This window comes from Collinsella tanakaei (assembly GCF_021531055.1).
GTDB classification, from domain to species: Bacteria; Actinomycetota; Coriobacteriia; order Coriobacteriales; family Coriobacteriaceae; genus Collinsella; species Collinsella tanakaei_B.
Genome location: NZ_JADYTL010000002.1, coordinates 312,678 through 336,482, shown reverse-complemented (window position 1 = coordinate 336,482; position 23,805 = coordinate 312,678). Strand labels below are relative to the sequence as shown.

Below are 23,805 nucleotides of genomic sequence, written 5' to 3'. Positions count from 1 at the left end.
TTGTTGCACCGGGCAGCCCCGGGGCTGCCCGGTGCAACAAAACCCCTGGGGTGAAATTACGCCCCGGCGCCCCGCCCGGATCCCCGACAGCGGGCCAACGCTGGCCAGCGTTCACGCCGGACGGTGGGCATGGGGCTGTGAGCGGGAGGAGTCCCTTGTGGCCGGTCCACGGAAAACCCATGAACATATGTTCGTGATAATGGTGTTTACCAGCGTGTTTCGTGGTGAACTTTTTTGCTACCCCAAATGTCCTCACGAGTCAAGACTTTTCTTGCTCAAAAAAAGTCACCTGCTAAACTAATAGGTTGCGATAACTGGCTCGCTCGGAAGAACCGCCCGGGCGACCGACCAACCGTTTTTCCCGCGAAGGAGGAAACACCTGGTGCAGAAGTCTACACAGGCCGTCACGGCAACAGAGCGCACGCGCGTCAACTTCGGGAAGATCCCCGAGACGATGGAGCTGCCCAACCTCATCTCGGTGCAGAAGCAGTCCTTCACCCGCTTCATGGACGAAGGGCTTCGCGAGGCGTTTCGCGAGTCGAGCCCCATCCAGAGCCAGAACCATGTCCTGGAGGTGACGTTCGGCGAGCACCAGTTCGGCGATCCTTCGCACAGCGTGGAGGAGTGCCGCGAGAAGGACATGACCTACCAGGCCCCGCTGCTGACCGACGTCCGTCTCACCAACAAGGAGACCGGCGAGATCAAGGAGCAGCTCGTGTTCATGGGCGACTTCCCCATGATGACCGAGCAGGGCACCTTCATCATCAACGGTACCGAGCGCATCGTCGTCTCCCAGCTCGTCCGCTCGCCCGGCGTGTACTACTCCGCCGACGTCGACGGCGGCAAGGACGTCTACAAGGCGCAGGTCATCCCCGCGCGCGGCGCGTGGCTCGAGTTCGAGGTCGACAAGCGCGACCAGCTCGTCGTGTCGATCGACCGCAAGCGCAAGCAGTCCGCCACCATGTTCCTGCGCGCTCTCGGCATCGCGACCACCAACGACGAGATCATCGAGCTGCTCGGCGACTCCGACGTGGTCAAGCGCACCATCGAGCGCGACACCGCGCTCACCCGCGAGGACGCCCTCATCGAGATCTACCGCCGTCTGCGCCCGGGCGAGCCGCCCACCGTGGACGCTTCCCGCAGCCTGCTCGAGGGCCTGCTGTTCAACCCGCAGCGCTACGACCTGGCGCGCGTGGGCCGCTACAAGGTCAACAAGAAGCTCGGCCTCACCACCGAGGAGACCGTCACGATCCTCACCGACGAGGACATCGTGGCGACCCTGCGCTACCTGCTGGCGCTGGCAGCCGGTGAGCCCGGCTTCAAGACCGACGACATCGACCACTTCGGTAACCGCCGTATCCGCACGGTCGGCGAGCTGGTGGCCAACCAGTTCCGCATCGGCATGAGCCGCATGGAGCGCGTCGTTCGCGAGCGCATGAGCTCTCAGGACATCGACGAGATCACCCCGCAGTCGCTCATCAACATCCGTCCGATCGTGGCCGCCATCAAGGAGTTCTTCGGCTCCTCGCAGCTTTCGCAGTTCATGGACCAGGCCAACCCGCTGACCGGCCTTACCCACAAGCGCCGTCTGTCCGCGCTCGGCCCCGGCGGCCTCGCCGGCCACAAGTCGGGCTCCAGCCGCCGCACGAACGTCCCGACCGCCGTGCGCGACGTCCACAACTCGCACTACTCCCGTATGTGCCCCATCGAGACGCCCGAAGGCCCCAACATCGGCCTGATCGGCTCGCTGGCGCTCTACGCCCGCGTGAACGAGTACGGCTTCATCGAGGCCCCGTACCGCCGCGTGGAGAACGGCGTGGCCACCGACCAGATCGACTGGATGACCGCCGATGAGGAGGAGAACCACATCATCGCGCCGGCCAACACCCCGATCGATCCGGCGACCCACGAGTTCGTGACCGTCGACGCGGAGGGCAACGTGACCCGTCCGCACACCATCGTCGCCCGTACGCGTGACTTCGACGGCTCCTTCGGCGCCCCGGCCGACGTCCCGGTGGACGAGATCGACTACATGGACGTCTCGCCGCGCCAGATGCTGTCCGTGGCCGCCACGCTCATCCCGTTCCTCGAGCACGACGACGCCAAGCGTACCCTCATGGGTGCGAACATGCAGCGTCAGGCCGTGCCGCTGCTGCATCCCGTGGCCCCCTACGTGGGCACCGGCATGGAGCGTCGTGCCGCGATCGACTCCGGCGAGGTGACCCTGGCCAAGCACGCCGGCGAGGTCGTGTTCGCCGACGCGTCCAAGATCACGGTCAAGAGCTCCGAGGGCCTGGAGGAGTACCACCTGCCCAAGTACCAGCGCTCCAACCAGTCCACCTGCATCAACCACCGTCCGCTCGTCCACGTGGGCGACGAGGTCGTCGAGGGCCAGCCGCTCGCCGACGGTCCGTCGACCGACCATGCCGAGCTGGCGCTGGGTCAGAACCTCACCATCGCCTACATGCCGTGGGAGGGCTTCAACTACGAGGACGGCATCGTCGTGTCCGAGCGCCTCGTGGCCGAGGACCTGCTGACCTCCATCAACATCTCCCGTCACGAGATCGACGCGCGCGACACCAAGCTCGGTCCCGAGGAGATCACCCGCGAGATCCCGAACCTGTCCGAGGACATGCTCGCCAATCTCGACGAGGACGGTATCATCCGCATCGGCGCCGAGGTCGGCCCCGGCGACATCCTGGTCGGTAAGGTCACGCCCAAGGGCGAGAGCGCGCTGACCGCCGAGGAGCGCCTGCTGCGCGCCATCTTCGGCGCCAAGGCCCACGACGTCCGCGACACCTCCCTCAAGATGCCGCACGGCGCCTACGGCCGCGTCATCGACGTGGTCCGCTTCAGCCGCGAGGCCGGCGACGACCTGGCCCCGGGCGTCAACGAGCAGGTGCGCGTCTACGTCGCGCAGCGCCGTAAGATCCAGCAGGGCGACAAGATCGCCGGTCGCCACGGCAACAAGGGCGTCATCTGCGAGGTTTTGCCCGTCGAGGACATGCCCTACATGGCCGACGGCACCCCGGTCGACGTCATCCTGAACCCGCTGGGCGTCCCCTCCCGTATGAACGTCGGCCAGCTGCTCGAGTGCCACCTCGGCTGGGCCGCCGCCTGCGGCTGGGATCCCGATTCGGCCGAGTCCGACACCTACGTGCCGGGTCCGTTCTTCACGGCCACGCCGGTCTTCGACGGTGCCACCGAGGACGAGATCGCCGAGGTCATCCGTCGCGCAAACCGCAACATGATCAACCTCGCCCGCGAGCGCTACGGCGAGCACATGCGCCCCGAGTTCGTGACGCAGCTCGACGAGCGCGGCAAGACCAAGCTCTACGACGGCCGCTCCGGTGAGGAGTTCCGCGAGCCCATCACCATCGGCACCTCTTACATCCTGAAGCTCGGCCACATGGTCGACGACAAGATCCACGCTCGCTCGACGGGCCCCTACAGCCTCGTGACCCAGCAGCCGCTGGGCGGAAAGGCGCAGTTCGGCGGCCAGCGCTTCGGCGAGATGGAGGTCTGGGCCCTGTACGCCTACGGCGCCGCCAACGTGCTGCAGGAGATCCTGACCGTCAAGTCCGACGACACCGTGGGCCGCGTCAAGACCTACGAGGCCATCGTCAAGGGAGAGAACGTCCCCATGGCCGGCATCCCCGAGTCCTTCAAGGTGCTTGTCAAGGAGATCCGCTCGCTCGCGCTCGACATCGAGCCGCTGACCGACGCCGAGCCGGTCGTCGCCCAGCCCGCCGAGGATGCGGACGTCTCCGACGTGCTCTCCAACCTTCCCTCCATCGATGAGGCCGACACCTCCGCCGACGCGGTCGACGCCCTGCTGGGTGCCTTCGCCGCCTCCACGACTGATAAGGAGTAGTTGACTGTGGCAGATTTCGAAGCTACTGATTTTGACGCGGTAAAGATCTCGCTCGCCTCCGCCGACCAGATCCGCTCGTGGTCCCACGGCGAGGTCAAGAAGCCCGAGACCATCAACTACCGTACCCTCAAGCCCGAGAAGGACGGCCTGTTCTGCGAGAAGATCTTCGGTCCCGCCAAGGACTGGGAGTGCTCCTGCGGCAAGTACAAGGGCATCCGCTTCAAGGGCATCGTGTGCGAGCGCTGCGGCGTCGAGGTGACCACCTCCAAGGTCCGCCGCGAGCGCATGGGCCACATCGAGCTGGCGGCCCCCGTCAGCCACATCTGGTACTTCAAGAGCCCCACGAGCTTCCCCATGAGCCGTCTTCTGGACATCAAGTCCAAGGACCTCGAGAAGGTGCTCTACTTTGCCAGCTACATCATCACGCATGTCGACTACGAGGCCCGCGAGGCCGACGCCGAGGACCTGCGCGAGGAGCTGGCCGCCGACCTGGAGGAGATCGACGCCGAGTGCGCCCGCCAGATCGAGAGCTTGAAGGAGCAGGGCGATCCCGAGAACTTCGACGAGTTCTCCGATGAGGAGCCCCTCACCCCCGAGGAGATCGCCGCGGGCATCGTGGACATCGAGGAGGAGACCAAGGACGAGAAGCAGCTGCGCTCCGACGCCTTCCAGGCGTTCATGCAGCTGACCGAGCGCGACCTCATCTCCGACGAGCCGCTGTTCCGCGAGATGAAGCGCTACTACTCCATGTACTTCGAGGGCGGCATGGGCGCCGAGGCCATCCGCGACCTGCTCGCCGCCATCGACCTGCCGAAGGAGGCCGAGCGCCTCAAGGCCGTCATCGCCGACGAGGACGGCCAGAAGCAGAAGCGCGAGAAGGCCGTCAAGCGCCTCGAGGTCGTCGACGCCTTCCTCAAGGGCGGCAACGACCCCGCCAACATGATCCTGGACGTCATCCCGGTCATCCCGCCCGATCTGCGCCCGATGGTCCAGCTCGACGGTGGCCGCTTCGCCGCCTCCGACCTGAACGACCTCTACCGTCGCGTCATCAACCGCAACAACCGCCTGAAGCGCCTGCTCGACCTGGACGCTCCCGCGATCATCGTGAACAACGAGAAGCGCATGCTCCAGGAGGCCGTCGACGCCCTGTTCGACAACGGTCGTCGCGGTCGCCCGGTGTCGGGTCGCGGCGGTCGTCCGCTCAAGTCGCTCGCCGAGGCCCTCAAGGGCAAGCAGGGCCGCTTCCGCCAGAACCTGCTCGGCAAGCGCGTCGACTACTCCGGCCGTTCGGTCATCGTGACCGACCCCAAGCTCAAGCTGCACCAGTGCGGCCTGCCCAAGACCATGGCGCTCGAGCTGTTCAAGCCCTTCGTCATGAAACGCCTGGTGGAGCTCGGCAAGGTCGAGAACATCAAGGGTGCCAAGCGCGCCATCGACCGTTCCGCCAGCTTCGTGTGGGACATCCTCGAGGAGGTTATCGACGGCCGTCTGGTGCTGCTCAACCGCGCCCCGACGCTGCACCGTCTGTCCATCCAGGCCTTCGAGCCCGTGCTCGTCGAGGGTAAGGCCATCCACCTGCATCCGCTCGTCTGCGCCCCGTTCAACGCGGACTTCGACGGCGACCAGATGTCGGTGCACGTGCCGCTGTCCCAGCAGGCGCAGGCCGAGGCCCGCGTCCTCATGCTGTCCGCCAACAACCTGCGCTCCCCGGCGTCGGGCAAGCCCGTCAACGTGCCGTCGCAGGACATGATCATCGGCGTGTACTACCTCACCCAGGTCCGTGACGGCCTGTCCGGCGAGGGCCACGTGTTCGCGAGCTTCGACGACGCGCTGAACGCCTACGACGCCCGCACCGAGGTCGACCTGCAGGCCAAGATCATCGTGCGCGTGAGCGCCGCCGAGGCCAACGTCTTCACCGACGACGGCCGCAAGCTGTTCCGCGTGCTCAACGGCCGCGGCGACGTGGTGGACTACGACGTGACCGACGGCAAGACCGCGCGCTTCGAGACCTCCATCGGCCGCATCATCTTCAACCGTCAGTGCCTGCCGGCCGACTACGAGTTCATCAACTACAAGATGGTCAAGGGCGACGTGTCCAAGCTCGTGGCCGCCTGCTGCGACCGCTATCCGCAGGCCGAGGTCGGCCCGATCCTCGACGCCATCAAGTACGCGGGCTTCCACTTCGCGACCCGCGCCGGCCTGACCATCTCGCTGTGGGACGCCCTCATCCCCGATGACAAGCCCCAGATCCTCGACCGCGCCCAGAAGCGCGTCGACCAGATCAACGAGTACTACGAGGACGGCTTCATCAACGAGCAGGAGCGCCACATCGAGGTCGTCAACGAGTGGACGGCTGCCACCGACGAGGTCGCGTCCAAGATGCTCGACATGTTCGACGAGGAGAACCCCATCTACATGATGGCCGACTCCGGCGCCCGTGGTTCCAAGACGCAGCTGCGTCAGCTCGGCGGCATGCGCGGCCTCATGGCCGACATGTCCGGCGAGACGATCGACCTTCCCATTAAGGCGAACTTCCGCGAGGGCCTGCTGCCGCTCGAGTACTTCATCTCCACCTACGGCGCCCGTAAGGGCCTGGTCGACACCGCGTCCCACACCTCGGACTCCGGCTACCTGACCCGTCGTCTGGTCGACGTGGCCCAGGACGTCATCGTCCGCGAGGAGGACTGCGGCACGACCGAGGGCGTGACCTACAACCTGATCATCCCGGGCACCGAGGACATCAACGCCGACCTCGTGGGCCGTTGCTTCATCGAGGACGTCGTGGCACCCGACGGCACCGTGCTGTTCGAGGCCGACGGCTACATCGAGAGCGTCGACGACCTCAAGAAGATGGTCGACGCCGGCCTCAAGAAGGTCAAGCTGCGCGCCCTGCTCACCTGCCGTTCCAAGTACGGCGTGTGCCAGAAGTGCTACGGCTGGGATCTGTCCACGCGTCGTCCGGTCGCCATCGGCACCGCGGTCGGCATCATCGCCGCCCAGTCCATCGGCGAGCCCGGTACGCAGCTGACGATGCGTACCATTCACTCCGGCGGCGTCGCGGGCGTCGACGACATCACCCAGGGTCTGCCTACGGTCGGCCGTATGTTCGACGTCGTCGGCAACGTCAACGAGAAGATCCTCGGCCGCGAGGCCGATCTGGCGCCGTACTCCGGTACGCTGTCCATCAGGCCCGAGAAGTCCGAGTACGTCCTGACCATCACGGACGCCGACGACGCCTCCCGCATCCTGGACGAGAAGCGCGTGCCCGCGTCGGTCCGCTTCATGCCCGGCATCGAGGACGGCTGTACCGTCCGCGCCGGCGACCAGATCACCAAGGGTTTCGTGAACTTCCGCAACCTGCGCAAGCTCACCGACATCGAGTCCACCATGCATACCTTCGTGGAGAGCGTGAAGGACGTCTACACCAGCCAGGGCGTCGACCTGAACGACAAGCACATCGAGGTCATCGCGCGCCAGATGCTGCGTCGCGTCCAGATCACCAACCCCGGTGACTCCAAGTACCTGCTCGGTCAGTACGTCGACCGCTACGAGTTCGCCGACGAGGTCGAGCGCGTCGCCCGCCTGGGCGGCACCGCGCCGGTCGCCGAGCCTGCCATCCTGGGTACGCTCAAGGTCGCGTCCTCCATCGACTCCTGGCTGTCCTCCGCGTCGTTCATCCGCACCGCGGGCGTGCTCACCGAGGCGGCCATCGAGGGCAAGGTCGACCACCTGCTCGACCTCAAGTCCAACGTCATCGTGGGCAAGAAGGTGCCCGCAGGCACCGGCCTCAAGGCGTACGCCAACGCCGGCCTGACCTACCGCACGGCCGACGGCTACGTGAACATCGACGGTCCCACTTCGCCGAACGCCAAGACGCTGCCCGACTGGGCGCCCGACGAGCTCAAGGAGCTCGACGAGCAGCTCCCGCAGCAGCTCGACTGGACCGGCTACGACGACTTCGGCGGCGGCGACGGCTCGTTCACCCGCAACGGCCGCACCATCTCCGCCGAGGATGCCCGCCTGTACCTGTTCGACGACCTCAACGTGTCACAGCGCTGGACCAACAAGTTCAGCGAGGTCGGCATCGAGACGGTCGGCGACCTGGTGGGCAAGTCCGAGGAGGACCTGCTGCGCATCGACGGCATCGGCGCCAAGGCGATCGAGGAGCTGCGTGACGGCCTGGAGGCCCACAACCTGCTGTACATCCTCGACAACAACGACGACGTGGCGGACGAGGAGGACCTCTCCCAGCTGCTGCAGATGGTGTTCAGCCCGGACGGTCCGGACGACATCCTGCTCGGCACCAGCGCTCCGCGCCACCACCTCGACACCGAGGAGGAGATGCTCGGCGCCCCCGTCGACAGCTCCAAGAAGGAGACCACGCCCGGCGTGATCAACGAGGACATGGCGTCCCTCGACGAGCTGCTGAACCAGCTCGTCGACAACGACGACAACCATCCCGAGGAGCAGGAGGACTAAGGTCTTCCGTCTCGTGACCGTCTGAGTGAAGCCCGCCTTCCCCGTCCGGGGGAGGCGGGCTTTTTGCTGGCGGAGGGGCTTTGTGCCGACAGCCGAGGCCCCGTGCCGACAGCCGAAACTCGCTACCGGCAGCCGGGACCCCACGCTGACAGCCGGGACCCCACGCTGGCAGCTGAGTCCTTGTACTGACAGCCGGGACCCCGTACTGACGGCAAAGAGCCAGCACTGACAGCCGGGACTCAGCACTGACAGCCGGGACTCAGCACTGACATAATCCAAAAGAATGAGCCGGGTTGTGTCAGTACAGAGTTTCATGTGTCAATACAGAGTCTCGCCTGTCAGTACTGAGTCCCGGCTGTCAATACAGAGTCTCGGCTGTCAGCAGGGAGCCCCGCTGCCAGTGCTGAGCCCCGGCTATCAGCGCGGAGCTTTGGCTGTCGGTATGGAGTCTCGGCAGTCGGTGTAGAGTATCACCGGCCAGTGCTGAGCTCCGGCCGGTATGAGGGAGCCTGATCGGCTGATGGTGTCTCACGCCCACAGGTCCAGAATCTCGCCCATACGTCCACCCGAAGCCCTGCCAGCCGATAGCGCGCCATCAGATTCTCTCGCCGTCCTGCTCGCCTGCGCCCCCTTCGCCCTCATCGGCGTCGTGCAGCCATCTGCGCAAGACGAATCGCCTGAGGCGCTCCTGTTCGGCGGCGTATGCCTCGGCATCTTTCGGAACGGGGATCCCCGCGTTCAGGCGTATGGCGGCAAGCACGCGCCGATAGGCATCCGTATCGAAAAACTGCTGTTTGTTCAGCTCGATGACGGTCAGGCCAATGGCCTGCATAGCCTGCCGCCGCTCGTTGTCGATCGCCTTCTGCTCGGGCTCGTCGTGCAGGAACCCCTGGTACTCCACGTCCTGCGCGCCCCGATCGATGTAGGCATCGCATATGAGGGACGAGCGTCGCGTGAGCTGGCGGATGCGCGGGGGCAGCGGAAGGTGATGGTTCATCCGGATATCACGCAGGCCCATTCCTCCGAGGCGCTTCGGGCAGGCGAGTGTCATGACCATGGCGGTTTCCAAAGGGCTGCGCGATCCCTCCCGTACGCAGGGGAGCGCGCGGAGGGCCTTCCGCCGCCCATCGACGCCCGGCGGAAGCTCGGAAAAGAAGCGCTTGAGCTTGCGTTTGGTTGTCCGGGGCGAGGACAGGTCCCGGTAATCGTCTTCATCGAAAAACGGCATGCAATACTTCGAACAGAGCTCGTAGTAAAGCTCTATGAGCATGCGCTCGGGCAGCTCGGCCGCCATCTGGAACGCGCACAGCTCGACCCCTGCAACGTAGATGCCCGGTTCCAGCTCGATGAGCGACCTTGCGGGGATGCTTTCGAGCCAGAGATGGCAGCGGGCGCCCATGGCGTGGCGCTTTTGAGATGGGTTCGTGATCAGGAAATCGATCGACGTGAGAAGTTCCGTCGGGATGCCGTGTGATGCGAGCACCCTGCGCGCACGCGAGACATGTGCGATGTTGGGCGGTGTAGTGACAAGGGGATTGGTGCTCTCCGGCAGCAGACGGGCGGAGGGCGGACGGCGGGGCGCGTTGTGGTAGAGCCGCGCGGTTGCGTGGGAGATGATCAAGGCATCCATGCTGTCATTGTTGCGGGACGGCGTGTATGGCGATGCGGGAATCTGAGGTTTTCCGACGCGGTCCGACAAATCCCCGACAGCGGGACAACAGCGCCGGTAAACAGGGCCGTTTGACGTGATCCAGTGGAGCCGGTCGTATGGTGGGTATGTGATGCGATCGTTCTACCTCGGCGTTTGGAAAGAGGCTTAAACGGGCTATGGGTGAATTCGAGCGAAAGAGAGGAGTGAGGGGGACCGACTATGCCGGTTGGTGTCGGTGTCGATGACCGCGCTCTCAATGCCCATGGCGCAGGCGGCGTAGACTCAGCGCTGACAGGTGGAACTCCGTACTGACAGCTCGAACTCAGCACTGACACAACGAGTCGTTTTTCGCCATCTTGTGTCAGCGCTGAGTTTTCACTGTCAGTACTGAGTTTTCACTGTCAGTGCTGAGTCTCAGGTGTCAGTACTGAGTTCCACCTGTCAGCGCTGAGTTCAAGCTGTCAATACGGAGTTCCCAGATGTCAGTTGTGAGTTCAAGCTGTCAGTACGGAGTTCCAGTTGTCAGTGCTGAGTTCAAACTGTCGGTAGTGAGTTTTGACTGTCAGTAGAGAGTCTCGGAAGCACCGGCGGAGGCCTTCTTGTGGGTGCGAGGAGATCGGTACAACTCCATCGAAAGCCAAGGAAACGGGGCGGTCGAGCTTGAATGCCCGACCGCCCCGGAAGGTGCGGCGTTATCGCCGTTGCCGCGGCGTCGATGCTATCGCGTCGCCGTTAACGCACCGCCATCGTGCGGCTTCTGTTGCCGCCTTGTCGGTGCGTGCGGTTGTCGTCGCTGCGCCTAGTGCCGGCAGGCGGCGTTGGGATCCATGGGTGCGACCTCGCCTGCGATGAACTTGGCGAGCACGTCGCCGGCGAGCGGGGTCTCGCGCTCGGCGTACACCGCGACGCCGGCGGCGGTGAAGCGGCTGTACGGGGGCATGCCCATGCCGGTGGCGATGATGGCGTCGACGTTCTGGGAGAGGGCGAAGTCGATCACGCCGCCGCAGCCGAACTGGTCGTGGTCGACGTTTTTGATGGTCTCGACGGACGTGACCTCGCCGTTCTCGATCGTGGCGATGGTGAAGTAGGCGGCGTGGCCGAAGTGGCCGGAGCGCGGGGCGGCAAGGCCCTGCTCGGATTCAACGGGGATGATGACCCTCATGCGAAACCTCCTCGTGCGGCGACCGCGCGCATGCGGGCGCGGTGCCGGATGGATACGGATTGCACCATTATATGCACGGAGGCCGCATGCTCGTCGCAGACGATCGCACTGTGGCAGAGCGATGGAGAGGGGTCGACCTATCACTTGGCCTATCACGCATGTGGAGATTTCGCGCAATCACCCCAAAATAAGGATACGCCCGGACGCGTGGTCTGTTGACACCGCAGCCCCGCGCGCGTACCCTATCGAACTGCGTGTTTCGAAGGTGGATGCTGACGCCTCGATTCAAGCCGTTGCACCAAGTATAAAGCTGGAATCATCACGAGAAGGAGTACGCTTTGCCTACTATCAACCAGCTGGTTCGTCAGGGCCGCAAGTCCAAGCCGGCCAAGTCCAAGAACGCTGCCCTGCAGCACAACTCGCAGAAGCGTGGCGTGTGCACCCGCGTGTTCACCACGTCGCCCAAGAAGCCGAACTCGGCTCTCCGTAAGGTCGCCCGTGTGCGCCTGGTCAACGGCATCGAGGTCACCGCTTACATCCCCGGTGAGGGCCACAACCTCCAGGAGCACTCCATCGTGCTCGTCCGCGGCGGCCGCGTGCGCGACCTCCCTGGTGTCCGCTACAAGATCATCCGCGGCGCTTATGACTGCGCTCCCGTGAACAACCGCATGAAGGCTCGTTCGCGCTATGGCGCCAAGCGTCCCAAGCAGAAGTAGCAACAGGTCTCAACAGAACCGTTCCGCGCATCGGCGCGCGGCGTGACCGCCGCTTCGATGCGAACCGATACCAGAGGAGAATCACACTATGCCTCGTCGCAAGACTAAGAATCTTCATCGCGAGATCCAGCCGGATTCCGTGTACAACAACCGCCTGGTGACCCAGCTCATCAACAAGATCCTGCTCGATGGCAAGAAGGCCACCGCCGAGCGCATCGTCTACGGCGCGTTCGACATGGTCGCCACCAAGACCGAGCAGGACGCCCTGGCCGTCTTCAAGAAGGCCATGGACAACGTCCGCCCGACCCTCGAGGTCAAGCCCAAGCGCGTCGGTGGCGCCACCTACCAGGTGCCCATGGAGGTCAACTCCCGTCGTGCCACCCAGCTCGCCATCCGCTGGATGGTCAACTTCGCGCGTGCCCGCAAGGAGAAGACCATGGCCGAGCGTCTCGCCAACGAGATCATCGACGCCTCCAACGGCGTGGGCGCCTCCGTCAAGCGTCGCGAGGACGTCTTCAAGATGGCCGAGGCGAACCGCGCGTTCTCGCACTACCGCTGGTAATCTTCCAGGAAGGATAGATTTTCATGGCTAAGCCTAAGTACAAGCTGTCCGAGACCCGTAACATCGGCATCATGGCCCACATCGATGCCGGTAAGACCACCACGACCGAGCGCATCCTGTACTACACCGGCAAGACCCACAAGATCGGCGAGGTGCACGAGGGCGCTGCGACCATGGACTGGATGGTTCAGGAGCAGGAGCGCGGCGTGACCATCACGTCCGCTGCCACCACCTGCTTCTGGAAGAAGGACGACAAGACCTACCGCATCCAGATCATCGACACCCCGGGCCACGTGGACTTCACCTCCGAGGTCGAGCGCTCCCTGCGCGTCCTCGACGGTGCCGTCGCGGTGTTCGACGCCGTCGCCGGCGTTCAGCCGCAGTCCGAGACCGTGTGGCGTCAGGCCCACAACTACAACGTCCCCCGCATCGCGTTCATCAACAAGTACGACCGCATCGGCGCGGACTTCTTCAACGCCATCCAGACCATGAAGGATCGCCTCGACGCCAACGCCGTGGCCATCCAGGTTCCCATGGGCGCTGAGGATCAGTTCTGGGGTATCATCGACCTCGTCACCATGACCGCGTGGGACTTCAAGGCCGACGACAAGGGCATGACCTACCCCGAGCCGATGGACGAGATCCCGGCCGAGTTCGTGGAGATCGCCGAGGAGAAGCGCGCCGAGCTGCTCGACGCCGCCGCCAACTACGACGACGATCTCATGATGATGGTCCTCGAGGACGAGGAGATCCCCGTCGACATGCTCAAGGCCGCCATCCGCAAGGGCGTGCTGGCCAACGACCTGAACCCGGTCCTCGTGGGCTCCGCCTACAAGAACAAGGGTGTCCAGGAGCTGCTCGACGCCGTCGTCGACTACCTGCCGAGCCCGCTCGACATCCCCGCCATCACGGGCACCAACCCCGACACCGGCGAGGAGGACTCCCGTCCGGTGGACTTCGACGCGCCGTTCTCCGCGCTCGCGTTCAAGATCATGACCGACCCCTACGTCGGTAAGCTCACCTACTTCCGCGTGTACTCCGGCCAGGCCGAGTCCGGCTCCTACGTCGTGAACGCCACCAACGGCCAGCGTGAGCGTCTGGGCCGCATCCTCGAGATGAACGCCAACGAGCGTATCGACCGCGACGCCTGCGCCGCCGGCGACATCGTCGCCGCGGTGGGCTTCAAGAACACCACCACCGGTGACACCCTGTGCGCCGAGGGCCACGAGATCGTGCTCGAGTCCATGGAGTTCGCCAAGCCCGTCATCGACATCGCCATCGAGCCCAAGACCAAGGCCGAGCAGGACAAGATGAGCCTCGCGCTCACCAAGCTCGCCGAGGAGGACCCGACCTTCCAGGTGTCCACCAACCACGAGACCGGCCAGACCATCATCGCCGGCATGGGCGAGCTGCACCTCGAGATCATCGTCGACCGCCTGCTGCGCGAGTTCAAGGTCGAGGCCAACGTCGGTAAGCCCCAGGTCGCCTACCGCGAGACCGCCGGCCACGACGTCGAGCGCGCTGAGGGCAAGTTCGTCCGTCAGTCCGGTGGCCGCGGCCAGTACGGTCACGCCGTCATCAAGCTCGAGAAGATGGAGGAGGGCTTCGGCTACGAGTTCGTCAACGCCATCGTCGGCGGCGTCGTGCCCAAGGAGTACATCCCCTCGATCGACAAGGGCATCCAGGAGGCCCTGCAGACGGGTACCATCGCCGGCTTCCCCGTGCTCGATGTCAAGGTGACCCTCTTCGACGGTTCCTACCACGAGGTCGACTCCTCCGAGGCCGCCTTCAAGATCGCCGGCTCCATGGCGATCAAGGACGCCCTCAAGAAGTCCGACCCGCAGCTGCTCGAGCCGATCATGTCCGTCGAGGTCGAGACCCCCGAGCAGTACATGGGCGACGTCATGGGCAACCTGTCCGGCCGTCGCGGTAAGATCGAGGGCATGGAGGACCGCAAGAACACCAAGCTCATCCGCGCCAAGGTGCCGCTGGGCGAGATGTTCGGTTACGCTACGGACCTGCGTTCGCAGACCCAGGGCCGCGCGTCCTACACCATGCAGTTCGACTCCTACGAGCCCGCGCCCAAGTCCATCGTGGACGAGGTCGTTTCCAAGGCCGGCGGCAACGCCTAAGGCCCCTCGCACGTACTAGTTTCATCGCGAGGGCGTCCTCGCATTCCATTTGGAGGTAACGTTGTCTAGCCAGAAGATCAGGATTCGCCTCAAGGGCTACGACCACGAGGTCGTTGACCAGTCCGCGAAGCTCATCGTCGACACCGCTCAGAAGACCGGTGCCCGCGTGTCCGGCCCCATCCCCCTGCCCACCGAGCGCAACCTCTACACGGTCATTCGCTCGCCGCACAAGGACAAGGACTCCCGCGAGCAGTTCGAGATGCGCACCCACAAGCGCCTCATCGACATCCTCGACCCCACCAGCGGCACCGTCGACTCGCTCATGCGCCTCGATCTGCCCGCTGGCGTCGACATCGAGATCAAGCTGTAGGCGATAAGGTCCTAACGCTTCGTCTGGAAGCCCCCGGAGTGTTCCCTTGCCGGTCGATCGCGCCGTTGGCGCTCAAACGACCGTCAAGGAAAGCCCTCCGGGGGCTTCCTGCGTTTACGGCCCTTAGGGGTCGCCGGGCGGATGGTTGGGTTGGAGATCTTCGGCCGCGTTCGCGGATCGGGGTACCTTGATTGGGTCGTCCGGTTTTCTGCCCATGGGTTTGTTCTAGATAGAGGGTTGTTTCTGAAACAAACCCATGGGCATAACATGGATGGCAGTACGGTGACCGATGATGAGGTGGGGGAGAGACGTGTCGAGGCTGTATCTGTTGAGGCATGGGCAGACGGAGTTCAACTTGCAGGGGCGTGTGCAGGGTCGCTGTGATGCGCCGTTGACCGAGTTGGGTGTCGAGCAGGCGCACGGCGCGGCGGCGTGGCTGGTCGCGCAGGGTGTCCGCTTCGATCGGATCTGCTCCTCGCCGCTGGGCCGTGCGCGTAGCACCGCCGAGCTCGTGCGTGGCGACCTGCTGGCGGCCGGCGTGTCCCAAGTGCCTGAGGTTGAGCTTGTCGAGGATCTGCAGGAGCGTAGCTACGGGCCCTTCGAGGCCGGGCCGGCACGCGAGGTTCCCTGCGAGCTGTGGGATCCGGGCGAGGCGCTCGTGCCCTACGGGGGCGAGGGGAGCCGTGCGCTCAGGGCGCGCATCGTCGGTGCGCTGACGGATAGCATGGCGCAGGCGGGTGAAACCGCGCAGGTGCTCGCGGTGAGCCATGGGTCGGCCACACTGCAGTTCAAGCGTGCATGGGAGCATGCGGCGCGCTGCGATCAGGATGTGCCGCTCGGCAACTGCTGCATCCTCGTATTCGAGTTCGATCCCGAGGCCCGCACGTTCGCCAACACCGCCATCGTCAACCAGGTATGACGGCCGCTGCGCCCGGTGCAAAATCACCCCAGCGACTTTTTTACATTGGATGGGGCCGGCCCCATCCAATGTAAAAAAGTCGCTGGGGTGATTTTGCACCGGGCGCAGCGGTGAGTCCGCGATGACCTGCGAAAACATTGTTAAGAAAACATGGAGACGCCCGTGCGCGTGTATACTGAACAAGCTGTGCCTCGATAGGGGAGGATTCTGCCTGCTCAGCGTATGCGCGCGAACGGGTTGCCGCGCACGCGACCGGCCGGACGGGATGCAAAGCTTCGGGCACGCACGTCAGTAGTGGTCCTCTAGGGGCGTCCGCAAGGGGCGGACGCAGTGTCCCAAGACCACCGAGAGTTAGGATCATTGAATGATCAGCATGATTCTCGGCCGCAAGATCGGTATGACCCAGGTGTGGGACGAGAACGACAACGTCGTCCCCGTCACGGTCATCCAGGCTGGCCCCTGCGCGGTCTCGCAGGTTAAAACCAAGGCCACCGACGGCTACGATGCCGTCCAGATCGGCTTCGGCGACATCAAGGCCAAGAACGTGAACAAGCCCATGGCTGGTCACTTCGCCAAGGCCGGCGTCGAGCCCGTCCGTTACCTCCGTGAGGTCCGCGTCGAGAACGGCGAGGATCACAAGGTCGGCGAGACTGTCACTGTCGCCGACTTCGCCGACGTCACCAAGGTCGACGTCATCGGCACCTCCAAGGGTAAGGGCTTCCAGGGTCGCATCAAGCGCTGGGGTCAGCGCCGCGGTCCCATGACTCACGGTTCCCACTTCAAGCGTCATCCGGGCTCCATCGGCCAGTGCGCCTACCCCGCCCGCGTCCTCAAGGGCGTCAAGATGGCCGGTCACATGGGCGATGAGCGCGTGACCGTGAAGAACCTCACCGTTGTCCGCATCGATGCCGAGCAGAACCTCATGCTCATCAAGGGTGCCGTCCCTGGTGGCAAGAACGCTCTGGTCGCCATCCGTATGGCCTAAGGGCCCCTTAGTACCAGTTGGTCCTAACGTCATACCAAGGAGAACAGCATGTCTAAGTTTGAAGTAAAGAACAGCGAGGGCCAGGCTACGGCCGAGGTCGAGCTCGCGTCTGCGGTGTACGGCATCGAGCCGAACATGCACGTCATGCACCACATCGTCAAGTGCCAGATGGCCTCTTGGCGTCAGGGCACCCAGTCCACCAAGGGCCGTTCCGAGGTCTCCGGTGGCGGCAAGAAGCCCTATCGCCAGAAGGGCACCGGTCGCGCCCGCCAGGGTTCGACCCGCGCCGGCCAGTGGCGTCACGGTGGTGTCATCTTCGGGCCCAAGCCCCGCACCTACACCAAGCGTATGAACAACAAGGAGGTCAAGCTCGCCATGCGCTCCGCGCTCTCCGCGAAGGTGCGCGACAACGAGCTCGTCCTCGTCGACGACTACGGTTTCGAGAAGCCGTCCACCAAGGCCGCCGTCGCCCTGCTCAAGGCCCTGGGCCTCGAGGGCAAGCGCCTCACGATCATCGTGCGCGAGGACGACATCAACGCCTACCTGTCGTTCCGCAACATCCCCAAGACGTTCATCATCACGCCGTCCGAGGCCAACACCTACGACCTCATCAACAACGGCGCGCTGCTGATGACCGCTGACGTCGCGACTCACTTCGGGGAGGTGCTCGCATAAATGACCGCTCACGAGATCATCATCCGCCCGATCGTGTCCGAGCGTTCCTACTCCGCCATGGAGGAGAACAAGTACACGTTCGAGGTTCACAAGAACGCCAACAAGCACCAGATCAAGGATGCTGTCGAGGAGATCTTCGGCGTGAAGGTCGTCCGCGTCAACACCATGAGCGTCAAGCCCAAGACCAAGCGCGTCCGCTACGTCGCCGGCAAGACCCGCTCCTGGAAGAAGGCCATCATCACGGTGGCCGAGGGCGATTCCATCGAGATCTTCGGCGCTCAGGCCTAAGGCTCGACCCGAACGCTTCCCGTCGACAGACGGGGCAAGGCGTACCGGGCCCACAAGATGGAGCCGCCCGGTACCGTGGTACATCCGGTGTCACCGCACCCGCATCCCTGCTTGCGGTGGCGAGCGGATAGATTCGAAAGGGATAGGTAATGGCTGTAAAGCACCTCAAACCGACCAGCGCCGGCAGGCGTTGGCAGACGATCTCGGACTTCGCCGAGATCACGACGACCAAGCCCGAGAAGTCGCTTCTCGCGCCCCTGCCCAAGAAGGCCGGTCGTAACAACCAGGGTCGTATCACGACCCGTCATCAGGGTGGCGGCGTCAAGCGTCGTTACCGCATCATCGACTTCAAGCGCAACAAGGACGGCGTGCCAGCCAAGGTCGCTACCATCGAGTACGATCCGAACCGCTCCGCCCGCATCGCCCTGCTCCACTACGTGGACGGCGAGAAGCGCTACATCCTCGCCCCGAAGGGCCTGAAGGTCGGCGACCAGATCCTGTCCGGCGCCGGCGCCGACATCAAGCCGGGCAACGCCATGCCGCTGTCCGAGATCCCCGTCGGTACGCTCATCCACGCGATCGAGTTCATGCCCGGCAAGGGCGCCGCGATCGCCCGTTCCGCCGGCACCGCCTGCCAGCTCATGGGCAAGGAGGGCAAGTACGCCATCGTGCGCATGCCGTCCTCCGAGATGCGCCGCATCCTGCTCACCTGCCGCGCGACCATCGGTGAGGTCGGCAACGCCGATCACTCCAACATCGTCATCGGCAAGGCCGGCCGCAAGCGCAAGATGAACGTCCGTCCTACCGTCCGCGGTACGGTCATGAACCCGGTCGACCACCCGCACGGCGGTGGCGAGGGCAAGAACCACACCTCTGGACGTCCTTCCGTCACGCCGTGGGGCAAGCCGACCAAGGGCTATCGCACCCGCAACAAGAAGAAGGTCTCCAACGCCCTCATCATCCGTCGTCGTCGCAAGTAGTCGATACCGAGTTTTAGGAGTTAGCACTTATGAGCAGAAGTCTCAAAAAGGGCCCGTTCGTGGAAGCTCGCCTTCTCTCGCGTATCGTCGCGATGAACGAGGCCGGCAAGAAGGACGTCGTGAAGACCTGGTCCCGCGCGTCCACCATCTTCCCCGAGATGGTCGGTCACACCATCGCCGTCCACGACGGCCGCAAGCACGTTCCCGTGTATGTCACCGAGTCCATGGTCGGTCACAAGCTCGGCGAGTTCGCGCCGACCCGTACGTTCCGTGGTCACAAGGCCAAATAGGGGGGTTCACAGTAAATGGCAACTAAGTCTACCGACACCGAGACCCGTGAGGTCCGCGCGACGGCCAAGTATGTTCGCGTGTCCCCCAGCAAGGCTCGCCTCGTGGTCGATCTGATCCGCAACAAGTCCGTGGCCCAGGCCTTCGACATCCTTCACTTCTGCGAGCGCGCGATCGCCGTGGACGTGGAGAAGGTCCTGAAGTCCGCCGTGGCCAACGCCGAGAACAACAATGGTATGCGCGCCGCCAACCTGGTCGTGAAGTATGCCTACGTCGACGAGGGCCCCACGCTCAAGCGTATCCGTCCCCGCGCCAAGGGCTCCGCTTCGCGCATCCTCAAGCGCACGAGCCACATCACCATCGTCGTTGCCCCCGGAAAGGAGGCCTAAGCTATGGGTCAGAAAGTCTACCCCACTGGCTTCCGTCTCGGCATCACCGAGAACTGGCGTTCCCGTTGGTTCGCCGACAAGAACTACGCCGAGACCCTCGGCAATGACCTTGAGATCCGCAAGTATCTCAAGAAGCGCCTGTCCCGCGCCGCCGTCTCCCGCGTGGAGATCGAGCGCGCCGGCGACAAGGTGAAGATCGTCATCTTCACCGCCCGCCCCGGCATCGTGATCGGCAAGAAGGGCGCCGAGATCGACAACCTGCGTCACGACCTCGAGAAGGTCGTCGGTGTCGACCGCGGTCACCTGTCCGTCGACGTCATCGAGATCAAGCGTCCCGAGCTCGACGCCACCCTGGTCGCCCAGTCCATCGCCGAGCAGCTCGAGGGCCGCGTCGCCTTCCGTCGCGCCATGCGCAAGGCCGTCCAGACCGCCCGCAAGTCCGGCGCCAAGGGCATCCGTATCCAGTGCTCCGGTCGTCTCGGCGGCGCCGAGATGGGCCGTCGCGAGTGGTACCGCGAGGGTCGCGTGCCTCTGCACACCCTGCGTGCCAAGATCGACTACGGCACCGCCGTCGCCCGCACCACCATGGGTTCCTGCGGTGTGAAGGTCTGGATCTATCTGGGCGAGAAGCTCCCCGGCCAGCCGGTCCCCAACCCGGCCCTCGAGGGTCCTTCGCGTCCTCGCCGTCGTAATTCCGAGAGGAGGGGTCAGTAGTGCTTGCCCCTAAGCGTGTTCTCCACCGTAAGGTGCAGCGTGGCTCCATGAAGGGTCGCGCCAAGGGTCATACCCAACTTCACTTCGGTGATTACGGTCTGCAGGCCCTCGAGGCGCATTGGATCACCAACCGCCAGATCGAGGCCGCCCGTGTCGCCATGACCCGTTACATGAAGCGTGGTGGCCGCGTGTTCATCACGATCTTCCCTGACAAGCCCATCACCAAGAAGCCCGCCGAGACCCGCATGGGCTCCGGTAAGGGTAACCCCGAGGAGTGGGTGGCCGTCGTCAAGCCCGGCCGTGTCATGTTCGAGATCTCCGGCGTCTCCGACGAGATCGCCCGCGAGGCTCTTCGTCTGGCCCAGCACAAGCTGCCGATCAAGACCAAGGTCATTACCCGCGCTACTCAGGACGGGGAGGATAAGTAAATGAAGCCCGCAGAGATTCGTGAGCTTTCGGATGCCCAGCTTGCTGACAAGCTGAAGGAGCTGCGCGCCGAGCTCTTCAACCTTCGTTTCCAGATGGCCACCAGCCAGCTGGACAACACCGCTCGCGTCAAGACCGTGAAGAAGGACATCGCTCGCGTCCTCACGGAGCAGCGCGCCCGTCAGATCGCAGCGGAGAAGTCCGCTGTCACCGAGTAGAATCGCAGGAGTGAAGCATGACTGAAACGACTGAGCGTAACGCGCGCAAGGTCCGCCAGGGCGTCGTCGTCTCCATCTCGGGCAACAAGACCATCGTTGTCCAGACCACGGAGCGCAAGCGTCACCCGAAGTACGGCAAGATGATGACCAGCACCAAGAAGTTTCACGCGCACGACGAGGAGTGCACGGCCGGCGTGGGCGACACCGTTCGCATCATGGAGACCCGTCCTCTGTCCAAGATGAAGCGTTGGCGTCTTGTCGAGATCATCGAGCGCGCCAAGTAACACGACCGTACGCTTCTTTCGATGATGTGCGCCGCGCCGGCGCCCCCAGGGCCCAGATATGGCCGGCGTACCTCTCATCGTTCTCTCATTCGGAGGAACTACCATGATTCAAATGCAAACCATGCTCACGGTTGCTGACAACTCCGGTGCGCGCAAGGTTCGCTGCATCAAGGTGCTCGGTGGCTCCAAGCGTCGTTACGCCGGCATCGGTGACGTGATCATCGCCGCCGTCCAGGAGGCCACCCCGGGCGCCAACGTCAAGAAGAAGGACGTCGTGCGTTGCGTCGTCGTCCGAACTGTGAAGGAGATCCGTCGCAAGGACGGTTCCTACATCCGCTTTGATGACAACGCCGCCGTCGTCATCAACAAGGACGGCTCGCCCGTCGGCACCCGTATCTTCGGGCCCGTCGCTCGTGAGCTTCGTGACAAGAAGTACATGAAGATCGTCTCGCTTGCACCCGAGACCCTGTAGTAAGGGGAGACCGTTATGTCTATGTCCATCAAGAAGGGCGATAACGTCAAGGTGCTCTCCGGCAAGGATCGCGGCAAGACGGGTACCGTCCTGCGTGCGCTTCCCGCTGAGGGCAAGGTCGTCGTCGAGGGTGTGGCCATCGTCAAGAAGGCCATGAAGCCCACCGCGCAGAACCAGCAGGGCGGCATCGTGTCCCAGGAGGCTGCCATCGACGCCTCCAACGTGATGCTCATCTGCCCCAAGTGCGGCCAGGCCACCCGCGTCGGCCACAAGAAGGACGGCAAGAACAAGCTGCGCGTCTGCAAGAAGTGCGGCGCCGAGTTCTAAACCGCCTGAGCATATCGCTCGTGATTGCGCCCTTGGACTTCGGTCCAGGGGCGCTTTTTTCGTTCGGTGGCTGGCTACGGGCGGCGCGGGGCGCTGCTGGCTGCGGGGTGCTGCAGGGGGCGGGGGCTGTCGCTGGAGGCGGGTGAGCTGCTGGCGGCACGGGTTCTCTCCCGATGGAAGGAACTCACTGCTGACAACGGCAGCCCCCGTGACCGTGAAACTCCCTACTGACAGTCGGAACTCCCTGCTGGCAGCAAGAACTCGCCACTGACAGCCAAAACTCACTACTGACAACAGGAACTCCCTACTGACAGTGAGAACTCACTACTGACAGAACATGGCCTAGAAACCGACGTTTTGTCAGTACTGGGTTTCCACTGTCAATAGAGAGTTCCAGCTGTCAATAGAGAGTTCCGACTGTCAGTAGAGGGCCATCTCACCGGCGGTGCCGTGCAGGCGAGGCGTCCGGCGCGTGCTGGCGAGCCGACGCCTATCGGGGATGAAGCTTCTACCACACAAGCGTCTGGATGCTATGGGCGGGTGCGGTCACGCGTGCGGTTCGATCCCCATGCCGTACGATGGCAGATCGATCTCGCGTACCGCGATTGAGGATGACAAGGGCGTGCGTACCATCAACGTTGAGAGCGCCTAGGGTCTCGAGCCTATCGGTGTAGCTCGAGGTGGGGACGATGCGTGCGCCGGGCTGCACGAAGCGCGTGATGTGCCCGATGTAGTAAAAGCTGCGGTTGACGATCAGCCGCTCGGAGGCGCGGTCGTACATGAGCGGCGCGTCGCAGTAGTTGCCCACGTGGTTGGGGCCGCCCTGCTCATCGAGCAGGATATTCCAGTCGATGTAGCCGTTCGCACCGGCGTTGAGGTCGCCGATCATGTCGTGCGCGTAGTGCTCGGCGTCGGTGGCGGTGTGCTCGCCCTTGCCATCGGAGAACGCGGCACAACCTTCGGTATGGATGAGCTCGCAGTCCGGATACAGGGTGCGGGCGAGTCGTACGGCGTCGAAGTGGTCGCCGGTGTACCAGTGGAACGCCGCGCCGGCAAACGTCGCCGGAAGGCCGCCGTCGGCCGTGAGCACAGCATCGATATCGCTCATACGGGATACGAGCCGCTCCTTGTTGTGGTCCCATACGAGGAGTTTGACGTCGTCGAGCCCTTCGACGGCGAGGGCTGGTTTGAGGTGCCGTGCGGCGAAGCACGCCTCCTCCTGCGCGGTATAGACGCAGGAGTCCCAGGTCTGGGTCGCCATCGGTTCGTTTTGGACGGCGAGGCGCTCTATGGGTACCCCTTCGGCGCGCCAAGCGGCGACAGTGCGGGCGAGCACGCGCGCCCAGGCGTCGGCATAGCGTGCGCGGAGCTTCCCGCCGTGGTTCATGGAGCGGTTCGTCTTCATGAACGCGGGTGGCGACCACGGTGCCGCGACGAGCGAGAGCTCGGGCGCCAATGCCCGACAACAGCGGATGAAGGGGATGAGCAGGCCGCGGTCGTGCTCGATGGTAAAGGTGTCGAGCACGTCTTGCCCGCGACGCGGGCGCGTCACGTAGGCGTAGTTGTCGCGCGCAAAATCGCAGCTCTGCAGATGCGTTCGGCACAAGGTGTAGTCGTTGCCTCTGTGCGAGGCGGGGCCGAAGCAGCGGATGAGGACCTCATCTTGGAGCGCGGCGGGCATTTGGGCGAACACCCAGGCGGACGCCTCGGTCAGCGCGCCGCCGAACCCGATGACGCGCTGGCGGGGCGCCTTGGGATACAAGACGATCTGCCGCCCCTCGCTCGTGTCGTCATGGCGCCAACGAAGGGGTTCTTCGGCAAAGGTCCGCTGCCCATCGCCGGTTGTCACGTACCGTCTCATATCCGCTCCTGCCGTGGGAAATTAGGGACTGTC

General features: G+C 64.2%; 22 protein-coding genes. 19 read left to right on the top strand and 3 right to left on the bottom strand.

The genetic code is table 11. From position 1 onward, the window contains the following. The first annotated feature begins 382 nt into the window (after window positions 1–382). Window positions 383–3,874: a DNA-directed RNA polymerase subunit beta gene (gene rpoB / locus I6E04_RS03655; RefSeq protein WP_328225365.1), complete on the top strand. Its 3,492-nt coding sequence runs from the start codon at window positions 383–385 to the stop codon at window positions 3,872–3,874. 6 nt (window positions 3,875–3,880) lie between these two features. Then, the gene (locus I6E04_RS03650) at window positions 3,881–8,353 is read left to right on the top strand and encodes a DNA-directed RNA polymerase subunit beta' (protein ID WP_235421811.1); all 4,473 of its coding nucleotides are present in this window, start codon (window positions 3,881–3,883) and stop codon (window positions 8,351–8,353) included. 595 nt (window positions 8,354–8,948) lie between these two features. Here I6E04_RS03650 and I6E04_RS03645 read toward each other — a convergent pair. Continuing rightward, complete coding sequence (locus I6E04_RS03645; protein ID WP_235421810.1) at window positions 8,949–9,983, bottom strand: hypothetical protein; 1,035 nt, start codon at window positions 9,981–9,983, stop codon at window positions 8,949–8,951. Between the two features lie 820 nt (window positions 9,984–10,803). After that, a complete protein-coding gene (locus tag I6E04_RS03640; RefSeq protein WP_235421809.1) occupies window positions 10,804–11,166 on the bottom strand; it encodes a NifB/NifX family molybdenum-iron cluster-binding protein in 363 nt (120 codons plus the stop codon). 338 nt (window positions 11,167–11,504) lie between these two features. On the opposite strand from I6E04_RS03640, the gene rpsL reads away from it, so the two are divergent. The 17 genes from rpsL to rplX all read left to right on the top strand — a co-directional run bounded on the left by rpsL (window position 11,505) and on the right by rplX (window position 21,911). Next, complete coding sequence (gene rpsL / locus I6E04_RS03635; protein WP_235421808.1) at window positions 11,505–11,882, top strand: 30S ribosomal protein S12; 378 nt, start codon at window positions 11,505–11,507, stop codon at window positions 11,880–11,882. Between the two features lie 88 nt (window positions 11,883–11,970). Then, the gene (gene rpsG, locus I6E04_RS03630) at window positions 11,971–12,444 is read left to right on the top strand and encodes a 30S ribosomal protein S7 (protein ID WP_235421807.1); all 474 of its coding nucleotides are present in this window, start codon (window positions 11,971–11,973) and stop codon (window positions 12,442–12,444) included. A 23-nt stretch (window positions 12,445–12,467) separates the two neighbouring features. Further along, on the top strand, window positions 12,468–14,576 hold the full coding sequence (gene fusA / locus I6E04_RS03625; protein ID WP_235421806.1) for an elongation factor G: 2,109 nt from the start codon (window positions 12,468–12,470) through the stop codon (window positions 14,574–14,576). A gap of 61 nt (window positions 14,577–14,637) precedes the next feature. Beyond that, window positions 14,638–14,946 carry a 30S ribosomal protein S10 gene (gene rpsJ / locus I6E04_RS03620; protein ID WP_066829356.1) on the top strand — a complete coding sequence of 103 codons (309 nt, stop codon included), beginning with the start codon at window positions 14,638–14,640 and terminating at the stop codon, window positions 14,944–14,946. Between the two features lie 289 nt (window positions 14,947–15,235). Beyond that, on the top strand, window positions 15,236–15,865 hold the full coding sequence (locus I6E04_RS03615) for a histidine phosphatase family protein (RefSeq protein WP_328225362.1): 630 nt from the start codon (window positions 15,236–15,238) through the stop codon (window positions 15,863–15,865). A 364-nt stretch (window positions 15,866–16,229) separates the two neighbouring features. Then, a complete protein-coding gene (rplC, locus tag I6E04_RS03610; protein ID WP_235421804.1) occupies window positions 16,230–16,850 on the top strand; it encodes a 50S ribosomal protein L3 in 621 nt (206 codons plus the stop codon). Between the two features lie 48 nt (window positions 16,851–16,898). Then, complete coding sequence (rplD, locus tag I6E04_RS03605) at window positions 16,899–17,525, top strand: 50S ribosomal protein L4 (RefSeq protein ID WP_235421803.1); 627 nt, start codon at window positions 16,899–16,901, stop codon at window positions 17,523–17,525. After that, on the top strand, window positions 17,526–17,813 hold the full coding sequence (rplW, locus tag I6E04_RS03600) for a 50S ribosomal protein L23 (RefSeq protein WP_235421802.1): 288 nt from the start codon (window positions 17,526–17,528) through the stop codon (window positions 17,811–17,813). It abuts the gene before it with no gap. 149 nt (window positions 17,814–17,962) lie between these two features. After that, window positions 17,963–18,793, top strand: coding sequence for a 50S ribosomal protein L2 (rplB, locus tag I6E04_RS03595; RefSeq protein WP_235421801.1), 831 nt, complete (start codon window positions 17,963–17,965; stop codon window positions 18,791–18,793). A gap of 29 nt (window positions 18,794–18,822) precedes the next feature. Then, entirely contained in the window at window positions 18,823–19,083 is a 261-nt protein-coding gene (gene rpsS / locus I6E04_RS03590; RefSeq protein WP_022349932.1) for a 30S ribosomal protein S19, read from the top strand. A gap of 15 nt (window positions 19,084–19,098) precedes the next feature. Continuing rightward, window positions 19,099–19,470: a 50S ribosomal protein L22 gene (gene rplV / locus I6E04_RS03585; RefSeq protein WP_235421800.1), complete on the top strand. Its 372-nt coding sequence runs from the start codon at window positions 19,099–19,101 to the stop codon at window positions 19,468–19,470. A 3-nt stretch (window positions 19,471–19,473) separates the two neighbouring features. Next, window positions 19,474–20,184 (top strand): 30S ribosomal protein S3, encoded by a 711-nt coding sequence (gene rpsC / locus I6E04_RS03580; protein WP_235421799.1) that lies wholly within the window; start codon window positions 19,474–19,476, stop codon window positions 20,182–20,184. Further along, complete coding sequence (gene rplP, locus I6E04_RS03575; protein WP_235421798.1) at window positions 20,184–20,612, top strand: 50S ribosomal protein L16; 429 nt, start codon at window positions 20,184–20,186, stop codon at window positions 20,610–20,612. Before rpsC ends, rplP begins: the two co-directional genes overlap by 1 nt. Beyond that, window positions 20,613–20,828 (top strand): 50S ribosomal protein L29, encoded by a 216-nt coding sequence (gene rpmC, locus I6E04_RS03570; protein ID WP_235421797.1) that lies wholly within the window; start codon window positions 20,613–20,615, stop codon window positions 20,826–20,828. 17 nt (window positions 20,829–20,845) lie between these two features. Beyond that, the gene (gene rpsQ, locus I6E04_RS03565) at window positions 20,846–21,112 is read left to right on the top strand and encodes a 30S ribosomal protein S17 (RefSeq protein ID WP_235421796.1); all 267 of its coding nucleotides are present in this window, start codon (window positions 20,846–20,848) and stop codon (window positions 21,110–21,112) included. A 103-nt stretch (window positions 21,113–21,215) separates the two neighbouring features. Continuing rightward, on the top strand, window positions 21,216–21,584 hold the full coding sequence (gene rplN / locus I6E04_RS03560; protein ID WP_204616093.1) for a 50S ribosomal protein L14: 369 nt from the start codon (window positions 21,216–21,218) through the stop codon (window positions 21,582–21,584). Window positions 21,585–21,599: 15 nt separating this feature from the next. Then, complete coding sequence (gene rplX, locus I6E04_RS03555) at window positions 21,600–21,911, top strand: 50S ribosomal protein L24 (RefSeq protein WP_235421795.1); 312 nt, start codon at window positions 21,600–21,602, stop codon at window positions 21,909–21,911. Window positions 21,912–22,419: 508 nt separating this feature from the next. On the opposite strand, the gene I6E04_RS03550 is transcribed toward rplX, so the two are convergent. Beyond that, the gene (locus I6E04_RS03550; RefSeq protein WP_235421794.1) at window positions 22,420–23,772 is read right to left on the bottom strand and encodes a glycoside hydrolase family 30 protein; all 1,353 of its coding nucleotides are present in this window, start codon (window positions 23,770–23,772) and stop codon (window positions 22,420–22,422) included. Between the last annotated feature and the right edge of the window lie 33 nt (window positions 23,773–23,805).